This window comes from Streptomyces sp. UG1, assembly GCF_049974585.1.
GTDB lineage: Bacteria > Actinomycetota > Actinomycetes > Streptomycetales > Streptomycetaceae > Streptomyces.
This window is the reverse complement of the sequence record NZ_JBNGGG010000003.1, coordinates 260,982-279,100: the sequence shown is the minus strand read 5'-3', so window position 1 is coordinate 279,100 and position 18,119 is coordinate 260,982. Positions and strand designations below refer to the sequence as shown.

The 18,119-nt window shown below is 70.1% G+C and carries 18 protein-coding genes and 1 other RNA gene; 15 read left to right on the top strand and 4 right to left on the bottom strand.

Features of this window, described 5'->3' with window-relative positions:
- Positions 1-32: 32 nt before the first annotated feature.
- The 4 genes from ACP4J3_RS05185 to ACP4J3_RS05170 all read left to right on the top strand — a co-directional run bounded on the left by ACP4J3_RS05185 (position 33) and on the right by ACP4J3_RS05170 (position 3,140).
- Entirely contained in the window at positions 33-995 is a 963-nt protein-coding gene (locus tag ACP4J3_RS05185) for a helix-turn-helix domain-containing protein (RefSeq protein ID WP_426530835.1), read from the top strand.
- Positions 937-1,059: a DUF397 domain-containing protein gene (locus ACP4J3_RS05180; RefSeq protein WP_426530929.1), complete on the top strand. Its 123-nt coding sequence runs from the start codon at positions 937-939 to the stop codon at positions 1,057-1,059. Before ACP4J3_RS05185 ends, ACP4J3_RS05180 begins: the two co-directional genes overlap by 59 nt.
- Positions 1,060-1,098: 39 nt before the next feature.
- Positions 1,099-2,205 carry a peptide chain release factor 2 gene (gene prfB / locus ACP4J3_RS05175; protein ID WP_426530833.1) on the top strand — a complete coding sequence of 369 codons (1,107 nt, stop codon included), beginning with the start codon at positions 1,099-1,101 and terminating at the stop codon, positions 2,203-2,205.
- A 290-nt stretch (positions 2,206-2,495) separates the two neighbouring features.
- Positions 2,496-3,140: a hypothetical protein gene (locus tag ACP4J3_RS05170; RefSeq protein ID WP_426530831.1), complete on the top strand. Its 645-nt coding sequence runs from the start codon at positions 2,496-2,498 to the stop codon at positions 3,138-3,140.
- Positions 3,141-3,286: 146 nt separating this feature from the next.
- Here ACP4J3_RS05170 and ACP4J3_RS05165 read toward each other — a convergent pair whose 3' ends face one another.
- A complete protein-coding gene (locus ACP4J3_RS05165) occupies positions 3,287-3,478 on the bottom strand; it encodes a hypothetical protein (protein WP_426530829.1) in 192 nt (63 codons plus the stop codon).
- Between the two features lie 236 nt (positions 3,479-3,714).
- On the opposite strand from ACP4J3_RS05165, the gene ftsE reads away from it, so the two are divergent.
- From ftsE to dacB, 10 genes are all read left to right on the top strand, one after another.
- The gene (ftsE, locus tag ACP4J3_RS05160) at positions 3,715-4,404 is read left to right on the top strand and encodes a cell division ATP-binding protein FtsE (protein ID WP_426530827.1); all 690 of its coding nucleotides are present in this window, start codon (positions 3,715-3,717) and stop codon (positions 4,402-4,404) included.
- 37 nt (positions 4,405-4,441) lie between these two features.
- Entirely contained in the window at positions 4,442-5,374 is a 933-nt protein-coding gene (ftsX, locus tag ACP4J3_RS05155; protein ID WP_426530825.1) for a permease-like cell division protein FtsX, read from the top strand.
- 68 nt (positions 5,375-5,442) lie between these two features.
- A complete protein-coding gene (locus ACP4J3_RS05150) occupies positions 5,443-6,609 on the top strand; it encodes a S41 family peptidase (RefSeq protein WP_426530823.1) in 1,167 nt (388 codons plus the stop codon).
- A gap of 80 nt (positions 6,610-6,689) precedes the next feature.
- Entirely contained in the window at positions 6,690-7,229 is a 540-nt protein-coding gene (smpB, locus tag ACP4J3_RS05145; protein WP_426530927.1) for an SsrA-binding protein SmpB, read from the top strand.
- Between the two features lie 98 nt (positions 7,230-7,327).
- Positions 7,328-7,696: a transfer-messenger RNA gene (gene ssrA / locus ACP4J3_RS05140) on the top strand.
- Positions 7,697-7,850: 154 nt separating this feature from the next.
- Complete coding sequence (locus ACP4J3_RS05135; protein WP_426530821.1) at positions 7,851-8,864, top strand: DUF4232 domain-containing protein; 1,014 nt, start codon at positions 7,851-7,853, stop codon at positions 8,862-8,864.
- Positions 8,861-9,427 carry a hypothetical protein gene (locus ACP4J3_RS05130; RefSeq protein ID WP_426530819.1) on the top strand — a complete coding sequence of 189 codons (567 nt, stop codon included), beginning with the start codon at positions 8,861-8,863 and terminating at the stop codon, positions 9,425-9,427. The genes ACP4J3_RS05135 and ACP4J3_RS05130 overlap by 4 nt, the downstream gene beginning before the upstream one ends.
- 94 nt (positions 9,428-9,521) lie before the next feature.
- Positions 9,522-10,295 carry an extracellular catalytic domain type 1 short-chain-length polyhydroxyalkanoate depolymerase gene (locus tag ACP4J3_RS05125; protein ID WP_426530817.1) on the top strand — a complete coding sequence of 258 codons (774 nt, stop codon included), beginning with the start codon at positions 9,522-9,524 and terminating at the stop codon, positions 10,293-10,295.
- Positions 10,292-10,504, top strand: a complete 213-nt coding sequence (locus ACP4J3_RS05120) for a hypothetical protein (RefSeq protein ID WP_426530815.1) — start codon at positions 10,292-10,294, stop codon at positions 10,502-10,504. Before ACP4J3_RS05125 ends, ACP4J3_RS05120 begins: the two co-directional genes overlap by 4 nt.
- A 49-nt stretch (positions 10,505-10,553) precedes the next feature.
- Entirely contained in the window at positions 10,554-12,155 is a 1,602-nt protein-coding gene (dacB, locus tag ACP4J3_RS05115; RefSeq protein ID WP_426530813.1) for a D-alanyl-D-alanine carboxypeptidase/D-alanyl-D-alanine endopeptidase, read from the top strand.
- Between the two features lie 572 nt (positions 12,156-12,727).
- Here dacB and ACP4J3_RS05110 read toward each other — a convergent pair.
- Together ACP4J3_RS05110 and yicI are read right to left on the bottom strand one after the other, a co-directional pair.
- Positions 12,728-13,738 (bottom strand): LacI family DNA-binding transcriptional regulator, encoded by a 1,011-nt coding sequence (locus tag ACP4J3_RS05110; RefSeq protein WP_426530811.1) that lies wholly within the window; start codon positions 13,736-13,738, stop codon positions 12,728-12,730.
- Positions 13,738-15,990, bottom strand: a complete 2,253-nt coding sequence (yicI, locus tag ACP4J3_RS05105; protein WP_426530809.1) for an alpha-xylosidase — start codon at positions 15,988-15,990, stop codon at positions 13,738-13,740. Before yicI ends, ACP4J3_RS05110 begins: the two co-directional genes overlap by 1 nt.
- A gap of 105 nt (positions 15,991-16,095) precedes the next feature.
- On the opposite strand from yicI, the gene ACP4J3_RS05100 reads away from it, so the two are divergent.
- Complete coding sequence (locus tag ACP4J3_RS05100; RefSeq protein WP_426530807.1) at positions 16,096-16,404, top strand: hypothetical protein; 309 nt, start codon at positions 16,096-16,098, stop codon at positions 16,402-16,404.
- A gap of 340 nt (positions 16,405-16,744) precedes the next feature.
- Here ACP4J3_RS05100 and ACP4J3_RS05095 read toward each other — a convergent pair whose 3' ends face one another.
- Positions 16,745-18,034: an MFS transporter gene (locus ACP4J3_RS05095; RefSeq protein ID WP_426530805.1), complete on the bottom strand. Its 1,290-nt coding sequence runs from the start codon at positions 18,032-18,034 to the stop codon at positions 16,745-16,747.
- Positions 18,035-18,119 lie beyond the last annotated feature (85 nt).

The following is an 18,119-nucleotide window of genomic DNA, read 5'->3' as shown; positions in this document are numbered from 1 at the left end:
GTGTCACTGATTCACTGTCACAGGGGGAAGCCATGAGCCGACGCAATGCCGAAGGGAGCACCGGGGTCACTACGGCGGCCGTGTTCGGCGAGGTGCTGAAGCACTTTCGTGAGGCCGCGGGTCTCACGCAGGGAGCGCTGGCGGCCCAGATCCCGTGCGACCGGTCCCATGTCGCGCGTATCGAGGCGGGCACGCGGGTGCCGCAGGACACGTTCGCGAAGACGTGCGATGAGTTGCTGGGGACGGGTGGGGTGCTGCTGCGGTTGTGGGGGCGTATCGACTGGTATCCGGAGGTGGAGCATCCGGACTGGTTCGAGCGCAGGGCCCAGATGGATGCGAAGGCCGTCCAGCTCTACGAGTACCAAGTCATGGTCATCCCGGGCTTGTTGCAGACGCCGGACTACGCGCGCGCCCTGCTGTCCCAGACCGTCAAGGGTGACGAGGTCGAGGAGCGGGTGCGGGCTCGACTCAGCCGACAGGGGCGCTTCCTCGCCGATGACGGTCCCGTGTATGTCGCCGTGCTGGACGAGAGTTGCCTGCGTCGTGTGGTGGGGAGCCCAGCCGTGATGCGCGACCAGTGCGCGCACTTGCTGAGGGTCGGCAAGTGCTCCAACATTCGCGTTCAGGTTGTCCCGGCCGACCTCTACGGCATCATCCGCCCCACGTCATCCATGTCGTTGATCACGTTGCCCGACGGGGAGCGTTGGGTCTACTCGGAGTCGCTGAGCCGTGCCCACTTCAACAACGATCCGGAGGTCTACGCGCGGCACAACCGAACCTATGATGTGCTCAGGGCCGACGCGCTGTCCGCCCCGAAATCTGCCGCTCTGATCGGCGAGACGATGGAAGGGTACGCCCACGATCATGAACAGGCACGAGCTGAGCGCGGCGATCTGGATCAAAAGCAGCTACAGCGACAACGACGGCGGCAACTGCATCGAAATAGCCCCCGCCATCCCCGCCGCCGTCCCCGTCCGCGACAGCAAGAACCCTGACGGGCCGGTGCTCGTCGTCAGTCGGTCGGCCTGGCTGGCGTTTGTGTCGCATCACGGAGAGTGACCGCGCCGCACCGCTTGCCGTAGCCGTTACGCTGGAGGCGTGGCAGTCGTCGATGTATCCGAAGAGCTCAAGTCCCTCTCCTCGACCATGGAGTCGATCGAGGCCGTTCTGGACCTCGACAAGCTGAGGGCAGACATCGCCGTGCTCGAGGAGCAGGCGGCCGCGCCGTCCCTGTGGGACAACCCGGACGAGGCGCAGAAGATCACCAGCAAGCTGAGCCATCTGCAGGCCGAGGTGCGGAAGGCCGACGCCCTGCGCGGCCGGATCGACGATCTCGCCGTGCTCTTCGAGATGGCCGAGGAGGAGGACGACCCGGACACCCGCGCCGAGGCCGAGTCCGAGCTCGCCGCCGTCCGCAAGGCGCTGGACGAGATGGAGGTCCGCACGCTGCTCAGCGGGGAGTACGACGCCCGCGAGGCGGTCGTCAACATCCGCGCCGAGGCCGGCGGCGTCGACGCCGCCGACTTCGCCGAGAAGCTCCAGCGGATGTACCTGCGCTGGGCCGAGCAGCGCGGATTCAAGACCGAGGTCTACGAGACGTCGTACGCCGAAGAGGCCGGCATCAAGTCGACCACCTTCGCCGTGCAGGCGCCGTACGCCTACGGGACCCTCTCCGTCGAGCAGGGCACGCACCGGCTCGTGCGGATCTCGCCCTTCGACAACCAGGGGCGCCGCCAGACCTCCTTCGCGGGTGTGGAAGTGCTTCCCGTCGTCGAGCAGTCCGACCATGTCGAGATCGACGAGAGTGATCTGCGCATCGACGTCTACCGGTCCTCCGGGCCCGGCGGGCAGGGCGTCAACACCACCGACTCCGCCGTGCGGATCACCCACATCCCCACCGGCATCGTCGTCTCCTGCCAGAACGAGCGGTCGCAGATCCAGAACAAGGCCACCGCGATGAACGTCCTCCAGGCCAAGCTGCTCGAGCGGCGTCGCCAGGAGGAGCAGGCCAAGATGGACGCCCTCAAGGGCGACGGCGGCAACTCCTGGGGCAACCAGATGCGGTCGTACGTGCTGCACCCGTACCAGATGGTCAAGGATCTGCGGACCGAGTTCGAGGTCGGCAACCCCGAGTCCGTGTTCAACGGTGAGATCGACGGTTTCCTCGAGGCCGGAATTCGCTGGCGCAAGCAGCAAGAGAAGTAACTTTGTCGACAAGGCAACTGCCGCCAACCCGGCGGCAGTTGCCTTGTCTGTACCTGCATGTCTGGGTTTTACATCACACTCACAGGGTCCAACTCCCGGCATAGTTCCCGTATTCGGACATGGCTGTCGCAAACGGCCTTGACGTGTCTTTGAAAAATGGGAAGGGTAAAGCGTGGCATGCGTATCTCTGGGGCGCATGTGAACCGGGGGGCTTGAGTTCTGCTAACCCCGTCGATCACGGCTCCCGAGCGCCGCCTCATTGACGATCAGCTACTGGGGGTAGCAACCACATGACTAAGAAGACGCGGATCCGTATCGCGCGCCTCGCGGCCGGTGCCGTGATCGCGGCCGGTGCCTCGCTGACCGCTGCGGGTGCCGCTTCTGCCGCGGACGGGGAGCCGGGCGAGGGCGAAGGCTGCATCCTCGGCATCCTGGGTAACTGCTCTGACCCGACCACCCCGCCGGCGCCCGACCCGGAGCCGGAGAACCCGATCCCGACGGAGGGCATTCCGACCGAGGACCCGATCCCGACCGAGGACCCGATCCCGACCGAGGACCCGATCCCGACCGAGGACCCGAACCCCACCGAGGACCCGACCACCGACCCGACCGACCCGGGCAACGGGAACGGTAACGGGAACGGCAACGGCAACAACGGCGGCGGCAACAACAACACCGACCCCGACGGTGGCACCTCCACCCAGGAGCAGGGCTCCAGCGGCCTGGCCGACACCAGCACCGACAGCGTCGGCAGCGGCACCGGCACGGGTACCGGCGCCAACTCCGCCGCCCAGGGCGGCGGCGACGAGCTGGCCGAGACGGGTGCCGCTGAGACCACGTTCCTGCTGGTCGGCGCCGCCACGATGATCGCCGGCGGTATCGGCTTCCGCATCCTGCCGCGCCTCGTGGGCGGCCGCGGCGGTGCGGCTGCCTGACGGTAGCCGATCGTCACGCCGTGTGACCGGCCTCGTGCGGTAGGTCGTACATGCGGTAGGTCGTACGGCCGAGGGGCCCGGAGCGTGCTTCGCTCCGGGCCCCTCGTCATGTCCGCGTACGGTCGGCGCGGTGCCCCATACGATCTCTATACGGTCTGGTGCGCCAGCAGCGCCACCGCCGCGATCAGCACCGCCAGCAGGGCGATCAGCGTCATCGGGTTCAGGCCCGCCAACGGGTTCTCCTGCTGCAGCCGCTCACGGTTCGCCCGGCACACGGGGCAGCGGCCCTCACTCACGGGCGCGGCACAGTTCGCGCACACCAGCCGGTCGTACGTCATGCGCTCGCCCTCCTAAGCCGCCGGTTCCTTGTCATCAACGCTCGCAGGGCTGCAAACGTTCCCCACTCCACTGTGCCAGCTTCCCGGGGAAAGGGCGCGGGCGCTCCGGGAACGGGGGGCACCCGACCCGGCACAAAAGCGCACAAGCTCTACGCAACCCCATCCGGCGACTGCGCCCCCACCCCCGGTTCGCGTATGGTCACGCTCATCTACCCCCGGCGACCCGTGGTGCATCCGTGATCCGATTCGACAACGTCTCCAAGGTCTACCCCAAGCAGACCCGCCCCGCACTCAGGGATGTGTCCCTGGAAGTGGAGAAGGGCGAGTTCGTGTTCCTCGTGGGGTCCTCCGGCTCCGGAAAGTCCACCTTCCTGCGGCTGATCCTCCGCGAGGAGCGTTGCAGCCACGGCCAGGTGCACGTCCTGGGCAAGGACCTCGCGCGCATCTCCAACTGGAAGGTGCCGCAGATCCGCCGCCAGCTCGGGACCGTGTTCCAGGACTTCCGGCTGCTGCCGAACAAGACGGTCGGCGAGAACGTCGCCTTCGCGCAGGAGGTCATCGGCAAGTCGCGCGGCGAGATCCGCAAGTCCGTGCCGCAGGTGCTCGACCTCGTCGGGCTGGGCGGCAAGGACGACCGGATGCCCGGTGAGCTGTCCGGTGGTGAGCAGCAGCGCGTCGCCATCGCGCGGGCCTTCGTCAACCGGCCCAAGCTGCTCATCTGCGACGAGCCCACCGGCAACCTCGACCCGCAGACCTCCGTCGGCATCATGAAGCTGCTCGACCGGATCAACCGGACCGGCACGACGGTCGTGATGGCCACGCACGATCAGAACATCGTGGACCAGATGCGCAAGCGCGTCATCGAGCTGGACAAGGGCCGCCTCGTCCGCGACCAGGCACGCGGCGTCTACGGCTACCAGCACTGACCCGGACCGACCCACTTCAAGGCCTGAAAGAGTCGCCATGCGCGCCCAGTTCGTACTGTCCGAGATCGGTGTCGGTCTCCGCCGCAACCTGACGATGACGTTCGCCGTCATCGTCTCCGTCGCCCTGTCGCTCGCCCTGTTCGGCGGGTCGCTCCTGATGAGCGACCAGGTCAACACGATGAAGGGCTACTGGTACGACAAGGTCAACGTCTCCGTCTTCCTCTGCAACAAGAGCGATGCCGAGTCCGACCCCAACTGCGCCAAGGGCGCGGTCACCGAGGACCAGAAGAAGCAGATCCTCGCCGACCTGGACAAGATGTCGGAGGGCAAGGAGCGGCTCGTCGAGAAGGTCACGTACGAGTCGCAGGACCAGGCGTACAAGCACTACAAGGAGCAGTTCGGCGACTCCCCGCTGGCCGCCTCGCTGACGCCGGACCAGATGCAGGAGTCGTACCGGATCAAGCTGAAGGACCCGGAGAAGTACCAGGTCATCGCGACCGCCTTCGACGGGCGGGACGGCGTGCAGTCCGTGCAGGACCAGAAGGGCATTCTGGACAACCTCTTCGGACTGCTGAACGGCATGAACTGGGCCGCGCGGGCGGTGATGGCGCTGATGCTCGTCGTCGCGCTGATGCTCATCGTCAACACGGTGCGGGTGTCCGCGTTCAGCCGGCGGCGTGAGACCGGCATCATGCGGCTGGTCGGCGCCTCCGGCTTCTACATCCAGGCGCCGTTCATCATGGAGGCCGCGGTCGCCGGGCTCATCGGCGGCACGGTCGCCTGTGGCTTCCTGGTGACCGCGCGGTACTTCATCATCGACCACGGCCTGGCCCTGTCGCAGAAGCTGAATCTGATCAACTTCGTCGGCTGGGACGCGGTGTTGACGAAACTGCCGCTCATCCTCGCCACGAGCCTTCTGATGCCCGCGTTGGCGGCGTTCTTCGCGCTGCGCAAGTACCTGAAGGTGTGACCAACGCCAAGGGGGCCGTACGGGCAAGGCACCGTGCGGCCCCTTCGCGTTGTCCTAGACTCACCGGCATGTCAGGCCGTGACCTGTTCTGTCAGCCCCGCCGTTTCGGCCGCGGGGCCGCCTTGACATTGGTCTTCGCGAGCGTGCTCGTCGCCGGTGCCGCGACCGGCTCGCTGCCCGGCCCTGACCGGAAAACCGCGGCCGACACGGCCCGTTCGGCCACCACCGCCGGCCACCACGAGGACGTCGCCGACGCGGCCGCCGAGGCCATGGCCACCGGCCAGTCCCCCATGGAGGCCGCCGAACGAGCGGTCAGCCGCAGCGGGGACCGCTGGGGCGCCGTGTACTCCGAGGGCGAGTACGAGGAGTTCGAGGAGGCCCTGGACGGCGTGTACACCGGCGTCGGGCTGTGGGCGCGGCGCCAGCGGGACGGCCATGTCGAGGTGACGAAGGTGCGGCCGGGGTCGCCCGCGGCCGACGCCGGGATCCGCGTGGGCGACAAGCTGCGCAGCGTCGACGGCACGAAGGTCGACGGGCGCCCGGTCACCGAGGTCGTCTCCTTACTACGGGGCGACACGCTGGACACGCCCGCCGGTACGCGGGTGAGGCTGGGCCTGGAGCGGGGCACGCGCGCGTACGATCTCACGCTGCGCCGCGCCCGGCTGTCCATCGACCCGGTCACTGTTCGAGAACTCGCCGGCGGCATCACCGTCATCCGGATCGCCTCCTTCACCAAGGGCGCCGGCGACGCGGTCCGCGACGCCGTGCGCCGGGCCCCGGCCGCCGGCGGCATCGTCCTGGACCTGCGGGGCAACGCCGGCGGACTGGTCGCCGAGGCCGTCACCGCCGCCTCCGCCTTCCTCGACGGCGGCCTCGTCGCCACCTACGACGTCGACGGCGACCAGCGCGCCCTGCACGCCGAGACCGGCGGCGACACCGGAAGACCCCTGGTCGCGGTCGTCGACGGCGGCACCATGAGCGCCGCCGAGCTGCTCACCGGCGCCCTCCAGGACCGCGGCCGCGCGGTCGTCGTGGGCACCCGCACCTTCGGCAAGGGCTCGGTCCAGATGCCCAGCCGGCTGCCCGACGGCTCCGTCGCCGAGCTGACCGTCGGCCACTACCGCACCCCCTCCGGACGGACCGTCGACGGGCGGGGCATCACCCCCGACCTGGACGCCGACCGGGGTGTGCTGGAGCGGGCCGAGACGGTGCTCAGCGGGCTCGGGGAGTCGTAAGCCGACTCAGTGGTCGCGTTAATCGGCTTTCCGCGCACCCCCTCCGTAGTGCGAAAATGGACGGCACTATGAGCAAGGGAATGTACGTACCGAAGGAGTCCCAGCCCAAGAAGGGCGGGGCGGCCGCGAAGGCCAGGGACGGCGAGAAGGGCGGCAAGCGCAAGATCGTCGCCCAGAACAAGAAGGCCCGGCACGACTACGCGATCATCGACACCTACGAGGCAGGGCTGGTCCTCATGGGCACCGAGGTCAAGTCGCTGCGTGAGGGGCGGACCTCGCTGACCGACGGCTTCGTCCAGATCGACGGAGGCGAGGCGTGGCTGCACAACGCCCACATCCCCGAGTATCACCAGGGGAGCTGGACCAACCACTCCGCGCGCCGCAAGCGCAAGCTCCTGCTGCACCGCGAGGAGATCGACAAGCTCCAGGCCAAGTCCCAGGAGACGGGGCACACGATCGTGCCGCTCGCCCTGTACTTCAAGGACGGTCGGGCCAAGGCGGAGATCGCGCTGGCGCGAGGCAAGAAGGAGTACGACAAGCGCCAGACCCTGCGGGAGAAGCAGGACCGGCGGGAGTCGGACCGGGCGATCGCGGCGGCACGCAGGCGCCAGCGGGGCTAGGGCCCGGCGGCGGGAATACGGTGGCATCGGCGCGCGTTGGTCACGTAGGATGGCACCAACACCGGTTGAACCCGGTGTGAGCATTGAGAACAGAACATGGGGATGATCGGTTTCGACAGCGGCTGTCGAAGCAGGGGAAGCGTGTCGAGGAAGCGGCAATGATCTCGTAAACCATATGTCGCAAAAAATAATCGCCAACACCAAGCGCGATTCCTTCGCCCTCGCTGCCTAAGTAGCGACTTGCGAAGTGTCAGCCCGGGGCTGTTCCCGACCCGGATCCTGGCATCAGCTAGGGAACTAAACCTCGATCCCGGTCACGGGGTGAAGAGGGAAACCAAACAGTGACTGGGCCCGTCGGCGACTTGTTCGCGTGATCGCCGGGGCCGAGAAAATCACAGCGGACTGCACACGGAGAAGCCCTGATTCCGCACCGTTGGACGCGGGTTCGATTCCCGCCATCTCCACTCATCCCATGTGGGCAAGGCCTCGTCACCTTCGGGCGGCGGGGCCTTTGTCATGCCGCGACCGTCCGTCGGGACGGGAGTGATCTGTGACACTGCTGTGACCGGAGGTGTGGGTTCCGCCACAGCTCGCCTGATCGGCCCTTGATGAGGTGGGCCAATGTCTACCGCCTCCCGCACCGCCCCCACCGTCCTCGCCTGCGCGATGCTGCTCGCCGCGTGCGGTACCCAGAGCGCCTCGCCGGGCGGTGACGACGGCCGGGTCCGGGCCGAGAAGCCGTGCCCCTCGGACTTCTCGCAGTACGGCGGCGCACCGTCCGCCGAACCCACCGCGGGCCCCTCCGGCACGCCGAGCCCGGTGCCCGCGCCCTCCGGCGACGACGGGGTCGACGACGGCGTGAAGATCACCGCGCTGTACGCCTGGGGGCCGGAGAGCGGCTGCGCCGGGGCCGACTACACCGCCGAGTTCGAGGTCACCAACCAGCAGACCAAGGCCGCCACTTACACGGTGACCCTCGGCTTCCGCTCGGCGGCCGGAGGCCCGGCCATCAACGGGAAGCGGGTCGTCGGGTCCATCGAGCCGGGACGGACCGTCAAGAGCACCGTCGTCATGAAGGAGACGACGGTGCAGGCACCCAAGGTGTCGAGCGTCGAGGTGGTCGAGGTGCGCAGCGTTCCCACCGCCGAGGCCTCCACCGCCTCGGGGCCGTGCCCCGAGTCCGGGGTGCATCTGTACGCCGACGAGGGGAACGCCGCGATGGGGCTGCGGGTCGTCGGTCTGCACCTGGTCAACTGCGGTACCGCGACGTACCGGCTGGACGGTTACCCGAAGCTGGAACTCCACGACGAGGACCACGACACCGTGGACGACGTACGGATCCTCCGGGGGACCGACCGGATCAGCACCGGCGTCGGCGGGAGCGGCAGCCCGCAACCGGTGGTACTGCGTCCGGGTGAAGCCGCGGAGGCCGAGCTGGCATGGCGCAACACCACCGAACTCGGCGTCGGCGACCCGGTGAACGCGCCGTACGTCCGCGTGTGGGCGAAGCCGGGTGCCCGCCCCGTCATGGTGGTTCCGGAACTCGACCTCGGTACGACGGGGAAGCTCGGCGTCAGCCCGTGGGAGAAGGACGACACCTACCGGGCCCCCGCCACCGGCACCCCACAGCAGTGACCGGGATCCTCGTCGTCCTCGCCTGCGCCGCCGCGCTGTACCTGCTCGTCCATCCGCGCGTCGCGCCCGGCATCAAGGTCGTCACCCTCACCGCGCCCCCGGTGGCCGGAGTGATCTGGCTCCTGAGCGAGGTGCTCGACGAACCGTCCGCCGCCCTTGCCGTCGCCGGGGTCTTCGTGGTCGTACTGATCGCGCTGAACGGGCTCCTCGGCCACCCTCGCCTGCCGCTGTGGACGAAGATGTCCGTGTTCGCCACGGTCCCGGCGGCGGCCCTGGCCTGGCTGATGGTCGTCACGGCCGACGACACCGCCAAGGACCCCGGCGAGGACCCGTGCTCCATGTACTACGGCGGGGTCGGGGTCTCCAAGGCGTTTCCCCCGCAGGCGTACTGCCTCTACGAGAGCGGCGACAGGCACCACCTCGCCACGGGCGCCCAGTTCGTGTTCTGGGCCTGCTTCGCCACCAGCGTGCTGCTGCTCTCGCTCGGCCTGTGGCAGGTCGTACGGGACCCGAGGACGTTCGTGCGGCAGTTCCGTCCGGAGAGGTCGCTGCCCCCTCGCTGAATCGAACACTGAACTGAACCACCATGACGGACCCGGCCGTTGTGTAGTCCCACCCCATATCGACGGGCCGTTCACGCTTCTACGGTCCCTCCGCATGACACCGACCAGAGCCGCAAGCCGACGCATCCCCGTCCTGGCGACGCTCCTCGTCGCCCTCCTCGCCGCCTTCCTCACCCCGGGCCGAGCCACCGCCGCCTCGCTCCAGGAGGTCACCGGCTTCGGGACCAACCCCGGTGCCCTGCGCATGTTCCGCTACGTCCCCGACGGCCTGCCCGCCGGCCGCCCCGTGGTCGTCGCCCTGCACGGCTGCACTCAGAACGCCTCCGGCTACGGCACCGGCACCGGCTGGCTCCAGCTCGCCGACCGCTGGGGCTTCTCGGTCGTGCTCCCGCAGCAGCAGAGCGCCAACAACGCCTCGTCCTGCTTCAACTGGTTCCAGAGCGGCGACATCGCGCGGGGCCAGGGCGAGGCCGCGTCCGTCGCCCAGATGGTGGACCGGCAGCTCGCGGACGTCTCCGGTGCCGCCTCGCGGGTGTATGTCACCGGGCTGTCCGCCGGAGGCGGCATGACGGCCGTGATGATGGCGACGTATCCGGAGAAGTTCGCCGCCGGCGGGATCGTGGCGGGGCTGCCGTACGGGTGTGCGCAGGCCGCCTGGTCGCCGTATGTGTGCATGTACGTCGGGGCCACCCAGACCCCGCAGCAGTGGGGCGACCGGGTGCGCGCCGCCCGGCCCGGCCACACCGGCCCCTGGCCCACGCTCGTCGCCTTCCAGGGCACCGCCGACCACACCGTGAAGCCCGTCAACATGACCGACCTGATGCGGCGTGGACCGATGTGCACGGCGCCGACCAGACGGCCGACGTGAGCGACAGCGTCGCCGGCCATCCGCACCAGGTCTTCCGGGACGCGGGCGGACGCGTGATCGTCGAGACGTACAGCGTCACCGGCATGGGGCACGGACAGCCCGTCGACCCGGGGAGCGGGAGCGAGCAGTGCGGGAGTGCCGGGGCGTACATCCTCGATGTGAACCTGTGCGCCGCGTACCGGATGAGGCGGGCCTGGGGGCTGGGCTGATCCCAGGCGCTCTGTCGCCGGGAGAGGTTGTCCGGGATGCTGCTGAGGCATGACCAGACCCGTGAGCAACTCCGGGAGAGCCCTCAACTCCCGCAGCAGACTGTGGATTTGGCCCGTCGCCGTGGCGCTCGTCGCCGCCGTCCTCGGCCCCGGCGCGCAGGCCGGAGCGGACTCCGACCCCTCCGGCCTGCCGGAAGCCGTGGACACCATCCTGGGCGACGCGCGGATGGAGGGCGGCGTGGCGAGCGTCGTGATCGCGGACGCCGGCACCGGTGAACTCCTCTACCAGCACCTTCCGACGACCCGGCTGATGCCCGCCTCCAACACAAAGCTCGCCACCTCGGCCGCCGCGATGGAGATCCTCGGCCCCGACCACCGGTTCAGCACCGATGTGCTGGCAACGGGGCGGCGGTACGGCTCCGTGCTCCACGGCGATCTGTATCTGCGGGGCACCGGGGATCCGACCCTGCTCGCCGCCGACTACGACCGGCTCGCCGCCCGCCTCGCCGCGTCGGGGATCCGGCGCGTGCAGGGGCGGCTGATCGCCGACGACACCCGCTTCGACGACCGCCGCCTCGGCCGCTCCTGGGCCGCCGACGACGAGTCCTCCTACTACTCCGCGCAGATCAGCGCGCTGAGCGTGGCGCCGGACACCGACTACGACACCGGGACGGTGATCGTGACGGTGCGCCCGGGGAAGTCGGCGGGGGACCGGCCCGTCGTGACCGTCACACCCGACACCGACTACGTAGATCTCGACGTGACTGCCACGACCGCCGCCGCCGGCGGGGCCAACGACCTCACCGTGGAGCGCGAGCACGGCACGAACACGATCGTCGTCAGCGGTACGACCCCCGTCGGCGGCGCCGGCGCCAAGGAGTGGGCCACCGTGTGGGAGCCCACCGGCTACGCCGCCGCCGTCTTCCGGGACGCGCTCGCGGACCACGGCGTGCGGGTCGCGGGCCCGACCCGCCCGGGAGGCCGGACGCCCGCCACCGCACGGCAGTTGGCCTCGCACGACTCCATTCCCCTCAAGGACCTGCTCGTCCCGTTCATGAAGCTTTCGAACAACATGCACGCCGAGATCCTCACCAAGGCCATGGGCCACAAGGTCTCGGGGGAGGGGAGCTGGGGCGCCGGGCTCGCCGCGATCGGCGGCTACCTCAAGGGCATCGGCGTCGACACCGGCACGGTACGGCAGGTCGACGGCTCCGGGCTCTCCCGGATGGACAACTTCCCGGCCGGGCAGCTCGTCAAGCTGCTCCTCGCCGTGCGCTCCGAGCCCTGGTACGCCGACTGGCACCGCTCCCTGCCCGTCGCCTGCGACCCGGACCGGTTCGTCGGGGGCACGCTGCGTTCGCGGATGTGCGGTACGGCCGCCGCGCTCAACGCCCGTGCGAAGACCGGGTCGTTGACGGGGGCCTCGGCCCTGTCCGGGTACGTCACGGACGCCGGGGGACGTGAACTCGTCTACGGCATCGTCCTCAACAACTATCTGGCCTCGTCGGTGAAGCCGTTGGAGGACGCGATCGTGGTGACGCTGGCCAAGTCGACTGCGGAGGGGGCCGGTTCGGTGTCGGTGCGTGGGGGTGGAGGTGGGGCGTCGGACGCCGACATCGAGTGCAGTTGGCGCAAGCCGGATATCTGCTGATTACGCACAGCAAGCGCACAGGAACCGGTAGTATCTGACGACGTGACGCACCCCTCTGGGTGCGTCCTCCCTTCACTCCGGGTCCCGTCCCCTCGGGGCCCGGCCCGACGAGAGCGTGCCCCGGGACCTTGCAGAGGCCGCCTCACGTCGAAGGGAGGACGCCCCAGCATGTGCCGTCACGAGGAGCGGAAACCGACTCTCGTCATGCGGCTGATCCGGCTTTTGCCGGAGCGGGCTGCGAAGCACGCGAGGAGGTGGCTGCTCTGGTGGTTTACCAGGTAGTCGGATATCCCCACAAGGTCTGGGGACATCCGACAAACACCCGGTAAGCCGGGGCCTCGCTCGGAGTACACCCTCCGGGCGGGGCCCACTTCCTCTGGTGGCTCAGCAGCTAGCCGTATGTCCCCACATGGCCTGGGGGCATCCGACACACTCCTGTTGAGCTTGGGCATCCGCCTGGGAAAAAGCATGCCTCTCGGAGCAGGGTCTCCGAACGGCGCCCAGCACGGCACCCGCCCTCGCCCCAAGTACAGCACACCAGCCCCTCACCCGGCACCACGATCACCCACACTTCACGCCCCCGCCCGCTGCCCCGTACTCCCCCGCTCCGTCATCCTCGGCGCCAGCAGAGTCACCCCCGGCACCCCCTCCCCGCCCAGCTTCCTCACCAGCAGTTCCACCGCCCGCGCACCCACCTCCGCGGCCGGCAGCGCGACGGACGTCACCGGCACCCGCACCGACTCGGCCAGCTCATCCGGGCAGATCGCGGTGACCGACAGGTCGCCCGGCACCCGTAATCCCAGCTCCTCGAAGGCGTCGATCAGGGGCTCCAGGATCGCCTCGTTGTGGACCACGAGCCCCGTCAATGCCGGCTGATCCCGCAGCAGTTGCTCAGCCACGGCACGTGCCGCCGCGGGTGATGCCTCGCACGGATGTACGGCGGAGGTGAGCCGCCCCCGATCGGCGGCCACCGTGAACCCCTGCACCAGCCTCTGCGCGAAAGCGGTCCCCCGCACGTACACCTCCGGCGGCGACCCCACCAGCGCCACCACCCGGTGCCCGAGCCGCGCCAGATGCTCCACGCACCGCTCGCCCGCCGCCTCGAAGTCGAGGTCGATGCAGGTCAGATCGGCTGGATCCGCCGGGAAGCCGATCAGCACCGACGGCAGGTCCAGGCCGCGCAGCAGTGGCAGACGCGGATCGTGCCACTGCACGTCCATCACGATCAGCCCGTCCGCCGGCCCCGTCTGCGTGACCCGCCGCAGCCCCTCCTCGCCCTCCTCCTGGGTCAGCAGCAGCACGTCATGGTCGTAGCGCCGTGCGGTGGTCGCCACCGACTGCGCGAACCGCGTCGCCACCGGTACGTCGATGCCGGCCCGCAGCGGCACCACCAGCGCCAGCACGTTCGACCTGCGGCCGGCCGACGCGTGGGCGCCGGTGTGCGGGCGGTAGCCCAGGGTGCGGATGGACTCCTCGACGCGGCGCCGGGTCGCCTCGGAGATCGGGCGCTTGCCGCTCAGCGCGTACGACACCGTGCTGGGGGAGACCCCGGCATGCCGCGCGACATCCGTGATCCTCACCATCAGGCCGGCTCCAATGTCAGCAGCCCCGTCCCGGCCTCCGCCCGCACCTCCCGGTCACCCGCCGCCAGCCCCCAGGGCCCGGCCGGGTCACTGCACGAGGCCCGCAGGGTGTCGCCTTCGCGTACGACTGTGAAGGCCACCTCCCCGACCCGCACCACCCGCCGCATGCCCGGCTCCAGCTCGAACGCCCGCAGGGTCACCCCGTCGGCATGGTCGTAGTCGGGCCGGCCGGCCACCGCGCCCACCGGGATCACCGCACCCGGCCGGACCAGCAGCGGCACGCTGAGGAAGCCGTGCCGCTCGCGCACCCAGCGCGGGCCGGTCACCGTCCGTCCGGTCACGTAGTGGGTCCAGGTGCCCTCGGGGACGTAGTAGGTCACGTCCCCCTCGTCGCTGAAGACCGGCGCCACCAGCAGGTCGGGGCCGAGCATGTACTGCTGCTCCAGCTGCGCGCACCCGGGGTCGTCCGGGAACTCCAGCACCATCGCCCGCATCATCGGCAGGCCCTCGGTGTGGGCGGTGCGGGCCGCCTCGTACAGGTAGGGCATCAGGCGCAGCTTCAGCCTGGTGAAGTGGCGGGCCACGTCCACCGACTCCTCGTCGAACAGCCAGGGGACGCGGTACGACGACGATCCGTGCAGCCGGCTGTGGGACGACAGCAGGCCGAAGGCCAGCCATCGTTTGAAGAGCGCCGGCGACGGGGTGCCCTCGAAGCCGCCGATGTCATGGCTCCAGTACCCGAAACCGGACAGGCCCAGGGACAGGCCGCCCCGCAGCGACTCCGCCATCGACTCGTACGTCGCCTCGCAGTCGCCGCCCCAGTGCACCGGGAACCGCTGGCTCCCGGCGGTCGCCGAGCGGGCGAAGACCACCGCCTCCTGCTCGCCGCGGTGCTTGCGCAGGACGTCGAAGACGGTGCGGTTGTAGAGGTAGGTGTAGTAGTTGTGCATCCGCTCCGGGTCGGAGCCGTCGGACCAGGTCACATCGAGCGGCACCCGCTCGCCGAAGTCGGTCTTGAAGCAGTCGACGCCCTGGGCGAGCAGCGCCTCCAGCTTGGCCGCGTACCAGTCGCGGGCTGCGGGGGAGGTGAAGTCGACCAGGGCCATGCCGGGCTGCCACATGTCCCACTGCCAGACGCCGCCGTCCGGCCGTCTCAGCAGATGGCCCAGCGCCCTGCCCTCCGCGAACAGCGGTGAGCGCTGGGCGATGTAGGGGTTGATCCAGACGCTCACCCGCAGGTCCTTCGCCTTCAGCCGGGCCAGCATCCCCTCCGGGTCGGGGAACACCCGCGGGTCCCAGAGGAAGTCGCACCAGTGGAACTCGCGCATCCAGAAGCAGTCGAAGTGGAAGACGGAGAGAGGGAGTTCGCGCTCCCGCATGCCGTCCACGAAGGACGTCACCGTCTCCTCGTCGTACGACGTCGTGAAGGACGTCGACAGCCACAGGCCGAAGGACCAGGCGGGCGGCAGGGCGGGGCGGCCGGTCAGGGCCGTGTACTTGCGGAGGATGTCCTTCGGGGTCGGGCCGTGGATGACGTAGTACGTCAACTCCTGGGTCTCCGCGCTGAACTGCGCCCGCGACACGACCTCCGAGGCCACCTCGAAGGAGACCTTGCCCGGGTGGTCGACGAAGACGCCGTAGCCCGCGTCCGTCAGGAAGAACGGCACGTTCTTGTACGCCTGCTCGCTGCAGGTGCCGCCGTCGGACTGCCAGACGTCGACGACCTGCCCGTTTCTGACCAGGGGGCCGAAGCGCTCGCCGAGGCCGTAGACGGAGGTGCCGACCCGCAGGCCCAGTTGCTCGCGCAGATAGTGCGCCCCGGTCGCGTCCCGCATGATGCCCATGCTCTTGGGGCCGCTGGAGGTGAGGGTGCGGCCGCCGGCGAGGAACTCGACCTGCCAGGGGCCGGTGCGCGCGAACCGGACCGACAGCGCGCCCGAGGTGAGGGTCACGTGCTCGTCGCCGTACGAGATCCGCGGGTCGGTCCCCGCCGACTCGGCCAGCTCGAACTCGGGGCCGCGGGGAGCACCTCCCGCGAAGTGCGTCAGGGTCAGGCCGATGACGTCGGGCATCGGCGTGTGCGCCCTGATCGTCACGACCGGTCCCGTCATCAGATCGCCCCGTGAGCGGATGGGCCGGGTCGGCGCGTGGATCTCCAGGGCGCCGTCCTGCTCGATGACGTCGAGGACCTCGGCGGGGTGGGCCGCGGTGACGCCCTCGCGCAACAACCAATAGCCGTCGGTGAACTTCATGTGGGTCCTTATGGGAGGTCCCTGTCGGGGATCCGGGGATCCCTGTGTGGGGGAGGCTTGGCCTGTCGAAGCGCTTCGACGGGCGAAGGTATGTGTGACCCGGGGGTGAGTCAATGGGGCGGGGCGGCCGAGGGCGCGCAGCAGGTGCCGGCGGACCCCGGGGCCGCCAACTTCCGCAAGGACAACGTCTTCCACGAGGAACTGCGTCAGTCGGTGGGCAATGGGCTGCTCACCAGCCAGGACGAGCCCTACGCTCGCCAACGGCGCCTGATCCAGCCGCTGTTCACCCGGCGCCGGGTCAACGGCCATGCGTCCCAGGTGGGGACGGGGGCGACCGCGCCTGCCGCGGCGTGGCGTGCGGCGTCGGACGGGTCCGCGGCGGGCGACATCGCCGAACTCGTCAGCGATCCCTGAGGCGCCCCGATCCGGGTCCCTGCTGCCCGCCTCCAGCCGGAGCGGTTCGCGCTGTGCGACGAGGCTGCCGTCCTGCTCGCCGGCCACGACACCACCGCCACCGCACTCGCCTTCGCCCTGCACCTCCTCGCCCGGCACCCCGGCCGGATGTGGAGCGCTTCGATCCCGCGGGCTTCACGCCGGAGGCGGAGGCGGGGCGGTCGCGGGCCTGTATCGGGCAGCATCTGTCGGTGTTGGAGTCGGTGCTGTCGCGCTCCGCTAGGAGGCGGGCGGTGGGTTGTCCTTCGTCTGCGGCGCCGTTGTGGCTGGTCGCGCCCGCGCGGCGGAGCCGCAAATTGATTCAGCCCCGCGCCCCTAGCGGCGTTGCTGCGAGCGCGATGAGTAATGCCGCCGCCGCTGCCGTGATCGGTACTCCGTAACCGGCCGTCGCCGTCAGGTGCTCCACCACCCAACCGCCCACCGCGCTCCCGCCCGCGATCCCCCCGAGCAGCGCCGTCACCGCCAGGGTCATGCCCTCGTTGAGGCGGCCCTCTGGAGTGCGCTGCTGGATCAGGGTCATGTTGGTGATCATGGTCGGGGCGGTGGCCATCCCGGCGATCAGCAGGGCGGGGGCCAGCAGTGCGAGCGAGCCGGTGAGGGTCGCGGCCAGCAGAGGCAGCGTCAGCAGCGCGGTCATCGCGGCGATGCACCACGGGTAGCGGTCCTCGGGCCGGCCGGTGAGCCTGAGCCGGCCGTACAGCAGGCCCGCCGCGCACGATCCGGCCGCCTGGAGCGCGAGCACCGCACCGGCCGCCGTACGGTGCCCCGTGGCGTCGGCGAACGCGAGCGTGACGACCTCCGTCGACCCGAACACGGCGCCCATGGCGAGGCAGACGGCGAGCAGCGGGCGCGTGCCGGGGGCGCGCAGCGGTGCCGGTGCGGCCGCGAGGGCCGTACGGCCCCGGGGCGGCGGTTCCGTCGACCGCTGGGCCGCGAAGGCCAGCACGCCCGTCACCAGCAGGACGACCCCGACCAGCGTGCCCGCCTCGGGGAAGAACGTCCCGCACAGGAAGGCCGCGAGCACCGGGCCCAGCATGAAGCACAGTTCGTCGGCGGCCTGCTCGAAGGAGTTGGCGGTGTGCAGGGAGCCGGCGTCGCCGTCGAGCAGGTGGGCCCAGCGGGCGCGGGACATGCCGCCGGTGTTGGGGGTGGTCGCGGTGGCGGCGTACGCGGCGAACAGGGTCCAGGCCGGGGCGTCGTGGCGCACGCACAGCAATAGCGCGAGGCTGCCCAGCGCCGCGAAGAGCGTGGCGGGCACGGCGACGCGGGCCTGGCCGTACCGGTCGACGAGCCGCGCGGTCCAGGGGGCGACCAGCGCGGTCGCCGCGAGGCCGGTCGCGGTGACCGCGCCGGCGAGGGCGTACGAACTCCGGGTGCCGGCGATCATCACGACCGCGCTCACGCTGAACATGCCCATCGGGAGGCGGGCGATCAGGTTCGCGAGGGTGAAGGCGCGGGTGCCGGGGCGGGTGAAGAGCCGGCGGTACGGGCCGGGCGGGCGGTTTCGCCGCCGGGGGCCGAGGTCGGCGGCGATGAGGGTGTCGGCGGTGACGGTGAGCAGGGGGGCTCTGCCGGTGGGCTGTTGTGGCATGGATCAACCGTCGCCGGGAGGTGATCCGGGAGTCCAACACCTGTTCGGAGCGGATTCACGCGCCTGGGTTGTCAATGTGGGTACC

What these genes read in the sequence shown, in the direction of transcription:
- ACP4J3_RS05185 (WP_426530835.1), top strand. Translation starts at nt 33, where the DNA reads ATGAGCCGACGCAATGCCGAAGGGAGCACCGGGGTCACTACGGCGGCC.
- ACP4J3_RS05170 (WP_426530831.1), top strand. Translation starts at nt 2,496, where the DNA reads ATGACTAAGAAGACGCGGATCCGTATCGCGCGCCTCGCGGCCGGTGCC.
- ACP4J3_RS05165 (WP_426530829.1), bottom strand. Translation starts at nt 3,478, where the DNA reads ATGACGTACGACCGGCTGGTGTGCGCGAACTGTGCCGCGCCCGTGAGT.
- ftsX (WP_426530825.1), top strand. Translation starts at nt 4,442, where the DNA reads ATGCGCGCCCAGTTCGTACTGTCCGAGATCGGTGTCGGTCTCCGCCGC.
- ACP4J3_RS05150 (WP_426530823.1), top strand. Translation starts at nt 5,443, where the DNA reads ATGTCAGGCCGTGACCTGTTCTGTCAGCCCCGCCGTTTCGGCCGCGGG.
- smpB (WP_426530927.1), top strand. Translation starts at nt 6,690, where the DNA reads ATGTACGTACCGAAGGAGTCCCAGCCCAAGAAGGGCGGGGCGGCCGCG.
- ACP4J3_RS05135 (WP_426530821.1), top strand. Translation starts at nt 7,851, where the DNA reads ATGTCTACCGCCTCCCGCACCGCCCCCACCGTCCTCGCCTGCGCGATG.
- ACP4J3_RS05125 (WP_426530817.1), top strand. Translation starts at nt 9,522, where the DNA reads ATGACACCGACCAGAGCCGCAAGCCGACGCATCCCCGTCCTGGCGACG.
- dacB (WP_426530813.1), top strand. Translation starts at nt 10,554, where the DNA reads ATGACCAGACCCGTGAGCAACTCCGGGAGAGCCCTCAACTCCCGCAGC.
- ACP4J3_RS05110 (WP_426530811.1), bottom strand. Translation starts at nt 13,738, where the DNA reads ATGGTGAGGATCACGGATGTCGCGCGGCATGCCGGGGTCTCCCCCAGC.
- yicI (WP_426530809.1), bottom strand. Translation starts at nt 15,990, where the DNA reads ATGAAGTTCACCGACGGCTATTGGTTGTTGCGCGAGGGCGTCACCGCG.
- ACP4J3_RS05095 (WP_426530805.1), bottom strand. Translation starts at nt 18,034, where the DNA reads ATGCCACAACAGCCCACCGGCAGAGCCCCCCTGCTCACCGTCACCGCC.